General features: G+C 68.4%; 11 protein-coding genes. 7 read left to right on the plus strand and 4 right to left on the minus strand.

Annotated features, from left to right (window positions below; genetic code table 11):
• Position 1: 1 nt before the first annotated feature.
• Together AC5P6H_RS16310 and AC5P6H_RS16315 are read right to left on the minus strand one after the other, a co-directional pair.
• Positions 2 to 994 carry a patatin-like phospholipase family protein gene (locus tag AC5P6H_RS16310; RefSeq protein WP_032958418.1) on the minus strand — a complete coding sequence of 331 codons (993 nt, stop codon included), beginning with the start codon at positions 992 to 994 and terminating at the stop codon, positions 2 to 4.
• Between the two features lie 203 nt (positions 995 to 1,197).
• Positions 1,198 to 2,217, minus strand: a complete 1,020-nt coding sequence (locus AC5P6H_RS16315) for a TIGR00266 family protein (protein WP_142235497.1) — start codon at positions 2,215 to 2,217, stop codon at positions 1,198 to 1,200.
• A gap of 157 nt (positions 2,218 to 2,374) precedes the next feature.
• On the opposite strand from AC5P6H_RS16315, the gene AC5P6H_RS16320 reads away from it, so the two are divergent.
• Positions 2,375 to 4,645, plus strand: a complete 2,271-nt coding sequence (locus AC5P6H_RS16320; RefSeq protein ID WP_495202886.1) for a TonB-dependent receptor — start codon at positions 2,375 to 2,377, stop codon at positions 4,643 to 4,645.
• A 133-nt stretch (positions 4,646 to 4,778) separates the two neighbouring features.
• On the opposite strand, the gene AC5P6H_RS16325 is transcribed toward AC5P6H_RS16320, so the two are convergent.
• Entirely contained in the window at positions 4,779 to 5,618 is an 840-nt protein-coding gene (locus AC5P6H_RS16325) for an acid phosphatase (RefSeq protein ID WP_014645432.1), read from the minus strand.
• A 258-nt stretch (positions 5,619 to 5,876) separates the two neighbouring features.
• Here AC5P6H_RS16325 and AC5P6H_RS16330 point away from each other — a divergent pair, with 258 nt between their 5' ends.
• Together AC5P6H_RS16330 and AC5P6H_RS16335 are read left to right on the plus strand one after the other, a co-directional pair.
• Positions 5,877 to 6,755: a hypothetical protein gene (locus AC5P6H_RS16330; RefSeq protein WP_014645433.1), complete on the plus strand. Its 879-nt coding sequence runs from the start codon at positions 5,877 to 5,879 to the stop codon at positions 6,753 to 6,755.
• 11 nt (positions 6,756 to 6,766) lie between these two features.
• Positions 6,767 to 7,969 (plus strand): DUF4785 family protein, encoded by a 1,203-nt coding sequence (locus AC5P6H_RS16335; RefSeq protein WP_241887638.1) that lies wholly within the window; start codon positions 6,767 to 6,769, stop codon positions 7,967 to 7,969.
• Between the two features lie 130 nt (positions 7,970 to 8,099).
• On the opposite strand, the gene AC5P6H_RS16340 is transcribed toward AC5P6H_RS16335, so the two are convergent.
• Positions 8,100 to 8,921 carry an ABC transporter ATP-binding protein gene (locus AC5P6H_RS16340; RefSeq protein WP_032962356.1) on the minus strand — a complete coding sequence of 274 codons (822 nt, stop codon included), beginning with the start codon at positions 8,919 to 8,921 and terminating at the stop codon, positions 8,100 to 8,102.
• A gap of 151 nt (positions 8,922 to 9,072) precedes the next feature.
• Between AC5P6H_RS16340 and AC5P6H_RS16345 the strand changes: the two genes are divergently transcribed.
• The 4 genes from AC5P6H_RS16345 to mutM all read left to right on the plus strand — a co-directional run bounded on the left by AC5P6H_RS16345 (position 9,073) and on the right by mutM (position 12,510).
• Positions 9,073 to 10,275, plus strand: a complete 1,203-nt coding sequence (locus AC5P6H_RS16345) for a DesA family fatty acid desaturase (protein ID WP_014645436.1) — start codon at positions 9,073 to 9,075, stop codon at positions 10,273 to 10,275.
• A complete protein-coding gene (locus tag AC5P6H_RS16350; protein ID WP_197605485.1) occupies positions 10,272 to 10,604 on the plus strand; it encodes an EF-hand domain-containing protein in 333 nt (110 codons plus the stop codon). The genes AC5P6H_RS16345 and AC5P6H_RS16350 overlap by 4 nt, the downstream gene beginning before the upstream one ends.
• A 198-nt stretch (positions 10,605 to 10,802) precedes the next feature.
• Complete coding sequence (locus AC5P6H_RS16355; protein ID WP_197605488.1) at positions 10,803 to 11,621, plus strand: hypothetical protein; 819 nt, start codon at positions 10,803 to 10,805, stop codon at positions 11,619 to 11,621.
• A gap of 76 nt (positions 11,622 to 11,697) precedes the next feature.
• On the plus strand, positions 11,698 to 12,510 hold the full coding sequence (gene mutM, locus AC5P6H_RS16360) for a bifunctional DNA-formamidopyrimidine glycosylase/DNA-(apurinic or apyrimidinic site) lyase (protein ID WP_346601357.1): 813 nt from the start codon (positions 11,698 to 11,700) through the stop codon (positions 12,508 to 12,510).
• The last annotated feature ends 63 nt before the right edge of the window (positions 12,511 to 12,573 follow it).

Genomic DNA, 12,573 nt, shown 5'->3' on the forward strand with positions numbered 1-12,573 from the left:
ATCAGCACTTGTCCTTGCGGCCCATCAGCTTGCCCAGGCGCGAGGCTTCCTCGCACTTTGGTGCGGCCACCGGCGCGGGTGCCGCTGCGGCGGCGCGCGCGCGCTGCAACTGCTGGATCTTCGCGCGGATCTGCGGCATGGCCGCCATTGCGGCCTTCTCGCCTTCCAGGATCGCGGTGCCGCGCTGGCTGAAATCGGCGGCGCCGATGTCCAGTACCTTCGGACGGATGACGATGTCGGCGCGCGCCAGCTCCTGCTCGCCCAGGCGCTGGCCCATGATCGAGATGGACTGGTTGACGATGCCCAGCATGTCCGTCGGTGCCTTGCCGCTGGCCTTGCTGGAGATGTCCACGGCGATCACGAAGTCGGCGCCGAGCTGGCGCGCGGCATCCACCGGCACCGGGCTGACCACGCCGCCGTCGATGTAATTGCGGCCGCCGATCTTCACCGGCTCGAACACACCGGGGATGCTGCTCGACGCGCGCACCGCCTGGCCGACGTTGCCGCGCACGAAGATCGCGCGCTCGCCCGTTTCCAGCTGGGTGGCAACGGCGGCGAACGGTTTCTTCAGGCGCTCGGCGGGACGGTTGGCGACCTGCTCGTTGACGTAGTCCTGCAGCTTCTGGCCCTGCACCAGGCCACCGGAGAACAGGCGTACGTCGCGGATGCTGGCTTCGTCCAGCGCGACTGCCTTGCTCTGCATCTGGAAGGCGTCCATGCCGCTGGCATACAGCGCACCGACCACGCTGCCGGCGCTGGTGCCGGAGACCACGGCCGGCTCGAAGCCGTTGGCTTCCAGCATCTTGATCACGCCGATGTGCGCGAAGCCCTTGGCCGCGCCGCCACCGAGGGCGATGCCGATCCTGATCGGCTTGGCCTGCGGCACCACGGTCGGCGCCGGCGGCGGCGTGGGGCGGACCGGGTCGCCACCGCAGCCGGCCAGCAGGCCGATCAGGGCGACGGACAGCAGCATGCGGGGGCGGAACAGGCTCATCGGCAGTGCGCTCGCGGCGCTGGATTCAGGAAAGGGCGCCAGCATACCGAAGCGGTGGCGGGGCTGGCAGGGTGGGGGGAACTCCCTATTCAGCAAAAAAACGTGAATCGCTTCTGGTGGGTGCGGACCTTGGTCCGCACAAATGCCTGGTCGCGCGCTGAAGGAATGTGCCAACCAAGGTTGGCACCTACCAAATGAGTGGGTCAGAACCGGTTGTCACCATCCAGCATCCGGCCCAGGCCGCCCAGCACCGAGCCTTCGCCGCGGCTCTGGCCGCCGCCCTGCGGTGCGGCCATCCACATGCGGCCGGCCAGGCGCGAGAACGGCAGCGACTGCAGCCAGACCTTGCCGGGGCCGGTCAGCGTGGCCAGGAACACGCCTTCGCCGCCGAACAGCATGCTCTTGATGCCGGCCACCCGGCGCACGTCCATGTCCACGCTGGAGTGGTAGGCCACCACGCAGCCGGTATCCACGTCCAGGCGCTCGCCGGCGGCCAGCTCGCGCTCGATCACGCAGCCGCCGGCATGGATGAACACCCAGCCGTCGCCTTCCAGCTTCTGCATGATGAAGCCCTCGCCGCCGAACAGGCCGGTCATGATCCTGCGCTGGAACTGCACGCCGATCTGCACGCCGCGCGCGCCGGCCAGGAAGCTGTCCTTCTGGCAGATCAGGCGGCCGCCGTGCTGGTCCAGTTTCATCGCCAGCACCGTGCCGGGGTAGGGCGCGGCGAAGGCGACCTTGCCCTTGCCATGCCCGCTCTGGGTGTAGACGGTGGCGAACAGGCTCTCGCCGGTCAGCACACGGCGGCCGGCGGCCATCACCTTGCCCATGAAGCCGCCCTGGTCACCGTTGGCAGCGCCAAACACCGTGTCCATCTGTACCGTGGCGTCCTTGAACATCAAGGCGCCGGCCTCGGCAATGGCGCTCTCGCCGGGGTCGAGCTCGATCTCCACGAACTGCATTTCATGGCCGACGATGCGGAACTCGATGTCGTCGGCGCGGCCGCTGGCGCCGGCGGCGACCGGGACCGGCGGCGGTGTGTTGGGCATGCCCGGGGCCGGAGCCTGCAGCTCGGCCACCTCGGCGATCGGCGTCCACCCGCTCATGCCCTGGCACCATGCCAGGGCGCGTGGATTGGCCTGCGCGTAGCGGCGTGCGGCCCCGTCATCAAGCGGGCCGATTCGCTCGGCCTGGGCGGAGGCATGGAAGTACCACTGGGTCATGGCGGCGGGTCCGTCGCGTGGAAACCCCGAGTCTAGCGAGCGCCCGGGGGTGCCGGCGACGGGGCCATGAACGGCGGGCATTTGCGGCGTAGGTGCTGTATTGCAACAATTATCTGGTAGCGCCGTTTTACCACCCCTCCAAACACAGCCTACCGCCATGTCCCCGACCCGCACTTCCCGTGGCCGATTTCCGGTCGCGCGCCCCCTCGTTGCCGCTCTTTCCGCCCTGCTGCCGCTGGTAGCAGCCGCCCAGGAAACCCCCGCTGCCAAGGATCCGGTTGCCCTCGACGCCCTGCAGGTGACCGCGCAGCGCCGTGTCGAGAACGCCAAGGACGTGCCGGTCGCGCTCTCCGCGATCCAGGGCGAGAAGCTGGATGTGCTCGGTTCGGCCGGCGATGACATCCGTTTCCTGGCCGCACGCGTGCCCAGCCTCAACATCGAGTCGTCCTACGGCCGTGCCTTCCCGCGCTTCTACATCCGCGGTCTGGGCAACACCGACTTCGACCTCAATGCGTCGCAGCCGGTTTCGCTGGTGTACGACGACGTGGTGCAGGAAAGCCCGCTGCTGAAGGGCTTCCCGCTGTTCGACCTGGCCAACGTGGAAGTGCTGCGTGGTCCGCAGGGCACGCTGTTCGGCCGCAACACCCCGGCCGGCGTGGTCAAGTTCGATTCGGCGCGACCGTCGCAGGATGCTGACGGCTACGTGCGCGTGGGCTACGGCAGCTACAACAGCTGGAACGTGCAGGGCGCCTACGGCGGCCCGCTGACCGATCGCTGGTCGGCACGCGTCTCGGCGATCTACCAGCGCCGCGATGACTGGGTCGACAACACCCGCGTCGGCGCTCCCAACAGTGGCTTCGAAGGCTATGACGAAGCCGCCGGCCGCGTGCAGTTCCTGTACGAAGGCGATGACTTCGAAGCGCTGTTCAACCTGCACAAGCGCAAGCTCAATGGCACCGCCCGCCTGTTCCGCGCCAACATCATCGAGAAGGGTGGCAACTCGCTGGTCGAGAACTTCGACCGCGACAAGGTGGCCAACGACGGCGTCAACTTCTCCGACCTGAAGACCTGGGGTGGCAGCGCGCGCCTGCAGTGGAACCTCGGCTCGGTGACGCTGCACTCGATCACCGGCTACGAAACCGCCGAATCGCTCAACCGCGGTGACATTGACGGTGGCTACGGCGCGGCGTTCCTTGGCGCCGGCAACTACGGCCCCGGCCTGATTCCGTTCTCGTCGGAGTCGGCTGACGGCCTGCCGCATCACCGCCAGTGGACGCAGGAAGTCCGCATCGAGTCCAACGAGTGGGGCCGCTTCGACTGGCAGGCCGGCGTCTTCTACTTCGATGAAGACGTGACCATCAACAACTTCAACTACGACTCGCTGGCCCCGGGCAATCCGCAGACCGGCCACGTGGTGCAGAACCAGCGCAACAAGGCCTGGGCGGTGTTCGCCTCGGGTGACTTCGATGTCACCGACCGCTTCAAGCTGCGTGCCGGCGTGCGCTACACCCAGGACAAGAAGGACTTCAGCGCCAGCGTGCTGCAGGCCGTTCCGTTCGGCACCCCGGTCAGTGGCCCGTACCTGGCCAACACCGACGTCAACGACGTCAGCTGGGACCTCAGCGGCGTCTACAAGCTGACCGACGACATCAACGCCTATGCCCGCGTGGCCAAGGGCTTCCGCGCGCCGTCGATCCAGGGCCGCCTGGCCTTCGCGCCAGGCCTGTCGCAGGCCGATTCGGAGAAGGTGATCTCGTACGAGGCCGGCATCAAGGCCGACCTGTTCGAGCGCCGCGCGCGCCTGGGCCTGAGCGTGTTCCGCTACAACGTCGATGGCCAGCAGCTGATCGCGGTGGGCGGCAGCAACAACACCGCCACCCTGCTCAACGCCGACAAGACCATCGGCCAGGGCGTCGAGCTGGACCTGGAGGCCTACCTGGCCGACAACGTCCTGCTGACCTTCGGCAGCAGCTACAACGACACCGAGATCAAGGACAAGAACCTGGCGGTGGCGATCTGCGGCGGTGGCTGCACCATCACCGACCCGACCACGGTGATCAACGACCAGACCTATGCGCTGGTGAACGGCAACCCGCTGCCGCAGGCGCCGAAGTGGATCCACAACGCGACCCTGCGCGTGGGCTTCCCGCTCAGCGATGGCAGCGAGCTGTACGCCTACACCGACTGGGCCTACCGCAGTGCGGTGAACTTCTTCATCTACGAGTCGCCGGAATTCCGCGGCCGTAGTTCGCTGGAAGGCGGCCTGCGCCTGGGCTACAACTGGGATTACGGCCAGTACGACGTGGCGGTGTTCGGTCGCAACCTGACCAACCAGACCCGCGTGGTCGGCGCGATCGACTTCAACAACCTGACCGGCTTCCTCAATGAGCCGCGTACCTGGGGCGTGGAGTTCACCGCGAAGTTCTGATGCGGTGGCTGCGTTGATGCAATGCAGAAGGGCCGGCGCAATGCCGGCCCTTCTGGTTTTCTGCTTCGTGTAGAGCCGAGCCTGCGCTCGGCTGCTCTGAGCCGAGCATGGCTCGGCTCTACAGAGGCGTGGCCTACAGCGCGCTCTGCGGGCGCACCTTCAGCACCGCATTCTCGGTGGCGCAGTCGCGGCTGGAGTGCCGACCGGCCTTGCGCGCCGCCTCGATCTCCTTGCGTGCGGCCAGCAGGTCCTTGTTGAAGGCAGCGTTGTCATGCAGGCGGGCCACGGCGGCCGCGCCCATGAAGCGGCCCTCGAGGATGTCGCTCTGCCAGTGCACGTTGCACACCAGGCGGCTCTCGCCGTAGTTGCGGCCGCGGGCCTGGATGGCATCGGCGCGGTCCGGCGCGATCTCCGACAGGATCAGGGCCCAGGCCCAGCCGATCGAGGTGTGGCCGGACGGATAGGAACCGTTCTTGCGCAGGCCGTCCTCGTCCTTCGGCGAGCAGGTCGGCTCACCGTTGACCATGAACGGGCGCGGGCGCTGGTAGTGGTTCTTGGCCGCCTTGGTGGCGGCGCTGGCGTCGATCCGGCTGCGCTCCAGCAGTCGGTACAGCGCCGGGGTCTTCACTGCATCGACGTCGATGTCGGCGGCGCAGGAGAAGTGGTTGGCGCCTTCGGGGAAGCCGAGTTCCGCATCGACGCCGGCCTGGGCGAAGCGCGGGCTGCCACGCAGCGCGCGGGCTTCACGGCTGACCTGTTCGTCCAGGGCGAGGGCGGCCGAACCGGCCGCCGGTGGTGCCGGCACCAGGTCCAGGCTGGCCGGAACCGCGCTCGTGTCCAGATAGCCCACCGCCTTGGTGGTGATGTTGGCTTCGACGGCGGTCGGCTTGCTGGCGGTGGCTGCGCAGCCAGCCAGGACCGCGACAACGGTGAGACCGAGCAGTGGGCGGGGGGTGTGGGAAATCAGCGACATGGACGGCTCCAGAGGAAAAACATCGCGTCATGATCGCAGCCCGTATGCGACACCGCAGTGGCCATCGGTCATACGGCCAGACCCGGCATGGTCATCGGGGCAGTATGAAAAACGTCATCGAGTGTCGTCAGTCTCCTGAATCCGGGCGCAGCGCACGGACTTTCACGCGCCTGCGCCGCGAGCATCGACACAACGGGGTCGAGAGGCCGTCCAGTTCCAGCCGGGTCGGGGGGATCCACTGACAGAGGGAGAGAAGCGATGCGCAGCACCGCAACAGGAAGTACCGCCCTGGCCCTGCTCCTCGGGCTGGCAACCGCCCCGGCGCAGGCCGCCGACGTGGTCGGCGTGGCCTTCGTGCATGGCACCGGCGCGCAGACCAATGCCACCCAGGACTACTGGCAGCCGGCGATCATCGACACCGTGCGCCAGGGCCTGCCGAACAGCAGCAACTACGTCGTCATCAACTGTGACTTCACCCAGTACATGTGGAAACCGGAAGCGGCCGGTTGCCTGGCCAACCAGCTGACCGGCTTCATCGACAGCCGTGGCATCACCCAGCTGGTGGTGATCACCCACTCCAACGGCGGCAATGTGATGCGCTGGATCCTGTCCAACCCGACCTACGACAGCCGCTATCCGAAGATCATCCGCACGGTGCGCAAGGTCAATGCACTGGCTCCGTCCTCGGCGGGCACGCCGCTGGCCGATGCGGTGCTCAACGGCAATACCTTCGAAACGTCGCTGGGCTGGCTGCTGGGCTACAAGAACGACGCGGTACGCCAGCAGCAGGTGGCGAGCATGGCCACCTACAACGCGCAGAACCTGTACGGCACGGCCGGTCGCCCGGCGCTGCCCAAACCGTTCCGTGCGGTGGTCGGCAGCGATGTGGAATCGGCGGTGTGGGACAGCAACAGTTACTGCGGTGGCTACGCCGCCAATGTCGGCCTGGAGTTCACCCAGAACTGGCTGTCGTCCTGCTCCGATGGCTTCCTGGAGTGCAGCAGCCAGAAGGCTGCCGGCACCACCTGGTTCACCGACAAGGCACGCACCCAGGGCGCCGAACCACTCAGCCACAACCAGAGCCGGCGCGAGTGCTTCGGCCTCGGCACCCTGCTGCGCAACGACCTGAACCAGTGAGGGAGATGACCATGACGAACCATTCCACCCTGCTGGCCAGTGCTTTGCTGGCCGTGCTGTCCCTTTCCGCAGCGCAGGCCGCGCAGCCGCTGCAGGCCGCCCGCGCGGGCGATCAGGTGCCTGCCGCACTGGTGGCCGCGCCGCTGCCCGCCGATGAAAGCGAGCACGCGCCGCTGTCCTTTGCCTGGGCGCTGGACCCGGCACAACCGCTGCAGGCGGCCATGCCGTATGCCTCGGTCAGCCGCAGCTACTGGCAGCAGGTCGATGGCACGCAGCTGCAACGCGGCCTGGACCTGCCGCTGACGGCGCCCGATGCGGTGATCCAGCTGAGCCCGGCCGCAGGTGCCCGCGCGCTGCCGGCCAACACCCTGCAGGTGCGCGACCCGGCCGGCCGCAGCAGCGTGGCCCGCAGTGTCGATGCGCGCGCGCTGCAGGATGCCGGCATGCCGGTGAGTGATGGCAGCAGCATGCTGCGCACCGGCGCGACCAGTTCGGCCGGTGCGTACACGCTGCAGAGCACGCAGGCGCAGGGCCGCTATGTGGTGCAGGTGCTTGAGCCGAACAGCCCGCTGCGGCTGGAAGTGCAGGCCAACCAGGCGCAGGTGCTGGCTGGTGGCAACGTGCAGCTGCAGGCACGCCTGCTGGAAGACGGCGCCACCACCGCGCAGCTGGCATCGCGCCGTGGCGGCCTGGGCGGTGAAGCCCTGCTGGTCGCACCGGATGGCCGCAGCTGGCCGCAGCGCCTGCTGCGCACCACCGACGGCAGCCTGCGCGCGCAGGTGCGCATCCCCGCCGATCTCGGCAGCGTGCAGGGGCTGTGGGAACTGCAGGTGTTCGCCCAGGCCGATGGCGTGCTGCGCGACGGCAAGGTGGCTTTCGCGGTGGCACGGCCGACCGCGCGCTTCAGTGGCCAGGCGGCACCGGACCCGTCCAGCCGCCAGGTGGCACTGCCGCTGCAGGTGGCCGCCGCTGGCCGCTACGAAGCACGCGGCACGCTGTACGCCACGGCCCGCGATGGCCAGTTGAAGCCGGTCGCGCAGGCACATGCGGCGGCGTGGTTCGATGGCCCCGGTGCAGGCCAGCTGGTGCTGCCGTTCGACCAGGCCGCATTGCCGGCCGGTTTCGGTGCGCCGTACGAACTGCGCGACCTGCAGCTGCAGGACCAGAGCCGGATGGCACCGATCGAGTCGCGCGCGCTGGCGTTGCGGTTCTGAGCACGGCGGTGGCGGGCCGGGATATCCGGCCCGCTGCATTGCATCCTGTAGAGCCGAGCCGATGCCCGGCTGCTGTTTGTCGTGATCAGGAGCAGCCGAGCATCGGCTCGGCTCTGCAGTGGCATGTCGATCACCCCGCGTACGCGGTCAGCCGGCCTTCCTGCTCGCATACGGTGATCGCGCCGCCGAACACCGCCGACAGCGGTTCGTTGCGCAGCAGCTCGGCGCGGGTGCCGTCGGCCAGTACGCGACCATCGCGCAGCAGCACCACGCGCTCGATCTCGGGAATGATCTCTTCGATGTGGTGGGTCACCAGCACCAGGGTGATGCCCTGCTGCGCCAGCACCCGCATGGTCGCCACCAGCTGCTCGCGGGCGACCAGGTCCAGCCCGGTGGAGGGTTCGTCCAGCAGCAGTGCCTGCGGTCGATTGACCAGCGCGCGGGCGATCAGCACGCGGCGGGTCTCGCCGGCCGACAGCTCGGCATAGGCGCGCTCGCGCAGCGTCAGGGCGCCGGTCATCGCCAGCGTTTCACCGACGCGTGCACGCATGTCGGCGGTCACCTCGCGGAAGGCCGGCACCACGTAGCTGGCGAAGAAGCCGGACAGCACCGCCTGTTCCACGGTCAGGCCGGGCATGTCGGCCAGGTTGCTGCTGAGGTCGCCGGTGACGATGCCCAGCTGCGAGCGCAGCCGGTCCACCTGCCAGCGGTTCTGGCCCAGCACCTTCACCGCCACCGTGCCGTCGCCCTGCGCCAGTGGATACAGTTCGCGGGTGATCAGCTTGATGAAGGTGGATTTGCCGCAGCCGTTGGGGCCGAGCAGGGCGGTGTGCTGGCCCTGCGCGATGCGCAGGCTGAGCCCGTGCAGCACCTTCACCTGGCCGCGCACCACGGTGGCGCGGTCCAGTTCGATCAAGGGGGGCAGCTCCGCGACGGGCGGGGCGGCGGTCATGGCGCTGGCGCGTGGATCAAGGCTCGACAACTCAGGTCCCCAACTGTGAACGGTGCCACGGATGGCGATGCGATACATCGCCGCAGGGATGCAGTTTGCAACGCAAGCGGCCATCATGTCTGCCATCCCCGCGTCGATCCGGAGAGCCTTCATGCCTGATGCCCTGATGTCCCTGTTGACCGGTGGTGTGCTCGGCCTGGGGTGGTGGGCCATGCTGGCAGTGCTGCTGGTCTTCACCCAGATCACCATCTTCTCGGTGACCCTGTACCTGCACCGCAGCCAGGCCCATCGCGGGGTCGATTTCCACCCGGCGCTGGCCCACGTGTTCCGTTTCTGGCTGTGGCTGACCACCTCGATGATCACCCGCGAGTGGGTGGCCATCCATCGCAAGCACCACGCCAAGGTGGAGACCGAGGACGACCCGCACAGCCCGGTCACCCGCGGCATCGGCAGGGTGTTCTGGCACGGCGTGGAGCTGTACCGGGAGGCACGCGGCATGCGCGCGGACATCGAACAGTACGGGCGCGGTACCCCGGACGATGCGATCGAGCGCCACCTGTATACCCCGCACGCCACGCTGGGCCCGGTGCTGCTGCTGGTGATCAACAGCGTGCTGTTCGGCCTGCCCGGCGTGGCCCTGTGGGCGATCCAGATGGCATGGATCCCGTTCTGGGCGGCCGGCGTGGTCAACGGCCTGGGCCACTGGTGGGGCTACCGCAACTACGAGTCTGCCGATACCTCCACCAATCTCACGCCGTGGGGGTTCTGGATCGGTGGCGAGGAGCTGCACAACAACCACCATGCCTTCCCCAGCTCGGCGCGCTTCGCGATGCGGCGCTGGGAATTCGACATCGGCTGGAGTGCGATCCGCCTGCTGCAGGCGCTGCGCCTGGCCAAGGTGCTGCGGGTGGCACCGGCCATGGACGTGCGTCCGAACATCGCCGTGCCCGATGCCGAGACCCTTAAGGCGCTGCTGTCGCATCGCTTCCAGGCGATGACCGACTACCAGCGCAATGTGTTCATGCCGGCCCTGCGCGAGGAAGCCGCCCAGGCCGGAGCCAAGCTGCGCCGCCTGCTGCCGCGCCGGCTGCGCCGTGGACTGGTCAACGATGGTCGCTGGCTGAAGCCGGACAGCCGTGCCCAGCTCAGCGCATGGGTGGCACAGCGCCCGCGCATCCGCACCCTTGTCGAGTACCGCGCGCGGCTGGCGGCGTTGCTGGAAGCCCGAGGCCACGACGCCGCCGAGCGCCTGCACCAGTTGCAGGCGTGGTGCCGCGAGGCCGAGGAAAGCGGTATCGCGGCGTTGCAGGCCTACGCCGCACGCTTGAAGGGCTACAGCCTGGTGGGCGCGTGAGGGCAGGGTACGGGCTTCTACTGGCGGCACTGCTGCCGGGCGCGGCGCTGGCCCAGGTCACCGACACCGCCAGCTATCTGCAGCGGATGGACAGCGATGGCGACGGCAGGATCAGCGAGGCCGAGTACGTGCAGTGGATGCTGTATGCCTTCGACCGCATGGACCGCAACGGTGATGGTGTGCTGACGGCCGAGGAGCTGCCCGGTGGCAAGGGCAGGGCGATCAGCCGCGAGCAGCAGCGGCAGGTGATCGTGCAGCGCTTCCACAAGCAGGATGCCAACGGTGATGGTTTCCTGGATGCGCGCGAACTGGCGGCGCCTCCGCGCTAAAGATTCCCGGCGTGCTGCCGATGGTGGGTTCGACGCGATCCCGGGTACCGGTCGATCCGCACGGGTAAGGCGATCTGGCATGTCGACCGCGATGGATCGCGGTAGGGGGAAGGACATGGAAGGGAGTGCGGTGCCATTGCGATGATCGATGCCGAACGGAATCGCCTGCACTGGCCCGACACGACCCAAGGATCCCCCATGAAATCGAACCCACCGCTGCTGGCGGCCGCGCTGCTCGGCAGCCTCGTCATCGCCTCGCCTGTGCTGGCCCATGAGCCACCCCCGACCGCCCCGTCCGACACGGCGACGGCTGCAGACGTTCCCGCCGCTGATGCCGGCGTTGTCGCCGCCGTGGCGGAGCTGCCTGCCTGGGAAAGCCGGGTGCCGGTGAGCGTAAAGCTGCAGATGGGCGCGGATGGCCAGCCAGTCGGCGACAAGACGCTGCGCCTGGTGCAGCGTTCCACCACCGGCAAGCTGGTGGCCGCGCAGGTTGCCGTGTCATTGTTTTCCGGCACGCTCGGCGGCAGCTCGTTCAAGAAGGACCAGCTGAAGGGAACCCGGGTGGAGACCGTTCCGAACCCGGCCTTCGGTTACCTGCAGGACCAGGTGCGCATGCGCCTGGCCGAGTACTTCACCGCGCATCCGGGCGCTGTGCCGGCAGAGGTACGGCCGGTGCAGATCACCGCCGATGGCTTCACCCTGATCTACAAGGAACTGGGCGATGCCGATACCCAGTACGAGCTGCGCCAGACCCAGCACGTCGGCTTCCCGTATACCCGCAAGCTGTTGCGCCTGGTCGGTGGCGAAGGCGTGCAGTGCCAGGTCGACGCACCGGTGGCCGCACCCCTGGAAGCCTGGCAGGCCGACGACTATGCGTTGGTCAAGCAGACGGCCGAGCGCTACAGCGACCAGTGCCTGGCCCGGTTCGTGGAAACGCTGCCGTCGCTGTTCCCGGACCGTTCCGCCGCTGCGGCACCGGTTCCGGCGGAGCCTGTGCGCGCCGGCCAGGGCGCCTGACACCGGTCGATGCCGGGGATCATTCCCCGGCATCGACGGCCAGGTGCCGGCCGCAGAGCGGGGATAGAATCCCTGCATGCCTGAACTGCCCGAAGTCGAAACCACCCGCCGCGGCCTGGCGCCGCACCTGCAGGGCCGCCGCGTGCATGGCGTGATCCTGCGCCGCGCCGACCTGCGCTGGCCGGTTCCACCGGAAGTGGCCGAGCTGCTGCCGGGGCAGCGCATCGAGGACATCCGCCGGCGCGCCAAGTACCTGCTGCTGGATACCGCCATGGGCAGCGCGGTGCTGCACCTGGGCATGTCCGGCAGCCTGCGCGTGCTGCCCGGTGACACACCGCTGCGCGCCCACGACCATGTGGATATCAGTCTGGACAACGGCCGCCTGCTGCGCTTCAACGACCCGCGCCGATTCGGCAGCCTGCTCTGGCAGCCCGCCGGTGAGATCCACCCGCTGCTGCAGGGGCTGGGCCCGGAGCCACTGGACGAGGGATTCGACGGCGACTACCTGTTTGCGCGCAGCCGTGGCCGCAGTGCGCCGGTGAAGACCTTCCTGATGGACCAGGCGGTGGTGGTGGGCGTGGGCAACATCTACGCCGCCGAGAGCCTGTTCAAGGCCGGCATCAGTCCGCTGCGCGAGGCTGGGAAGATCTCGCGCGAACGCTACCAGCGGCTGGCCGACGCGGTGAAGGAGATTCTGGGCTATGCCATCACCCGTGGCGGCACCACCCTGCGCGATTTCATCAGCCCCGATGGCGCGCCGGGCTACTTCGAACAGGAACTGCTGGTGTACGGCCGTGACGGGCTGCCCTGCCCGAACTGTGGCCGCGCGCTGAAGCACGCCACCATCGGCCAGCGCGCCAGCGTCTGGTGCAGCCACTGCCAGCGCTGAGCCGGCAGCCAGCGGCAGCTGAACGGGCAGGGCGCGTCTCCGCTGCCCGTTAACGTTTGTCTG

The sequence above is a fragment of the Stenotrophomonas sp. YJH_SMC_110 genome (assembly GCF_059369255.1).

What these genes read in the sequence shown, in the direction of transcription:
- AC5P6H_RS16310 (WP_032958418.1), bottom strand. Translation starts at nt 994, where the DNA reads ATGAGCCTGTTCCGCCCCCGCATGCTGCTGTCCGTCGCCCTGATCGGC.
- AC5P6H_RS16315 (WP_142235497.1), bottom strand. Translation starts at nt 2,217, where the DNA reads ATGACCCAGTGGTACTTCCATGCCTCCGCCCAGGCCGAGCGAATCGGC.
- AC5P6H_RS16320 (WP_495202886.1), top strand. Translation starts at nt 2,375, where the DNA reads ATGTCCCCGACCCGCACTTCCCGTGGCCGATTTCCGGTCGCGCGCCCC.
- AC5P6H_RS16325 (WP_014645432.1), bottom strand. Translation starts at nt 5,618, where the DNA reads ATGTCGCTGATTTCCCACACCCCCCGCCCACTGCTCGGTCTCACCGTT.
- AC5P6H_RS16330 (WP_014645433.1), top strand. Translation starts at nt 5,877, where the DNA reads ATGCGCAGCACCGCAACAGGAAGTACCGCCCTGGCCCTGCTCCTCGGG.
- AC5P6H_RS16335 (WP_241887638.1), top strand. Translation starts at nt 6,767, where the DNA reads ATGACGAACCATTCCACCCTGCTGGCCAGTGCTTTGCTGGCCGTGCTG.
- AC5P6H_RS16340 (WP_032962356.1), bottom strand. Translation starts at nt 8,921, where the DNA reads ATGACCGCCGCCCCGCCCGTCGCGGAGCTGCCCCCCTTGATCGAACTG.
- AC5P6H_RS16345 (WP_014645436.1), top strand. Translation starts at nt 9,073, where the DNA reads ATGCCTGATGCCCTGATGTCCCTGTTGACCGGTGGTGTGCTCGGCCTG.
- AC5P6H_RS16355 (WP_197605488.1), top strand. Translation starts at nt 10,803, where the DNA reads ATGAAATCGAACCCACCGCTGCTGGCGGCCGCGCTGCTCGGCAGCCTC.
- mutM (WP_346601357.1), top strand. Translation starts at nt 11,698, where the DNA reads ATGCCTGAACTGCCCGAAGTCGAAACCACCCGCCGCGGCCTGGCGCCG.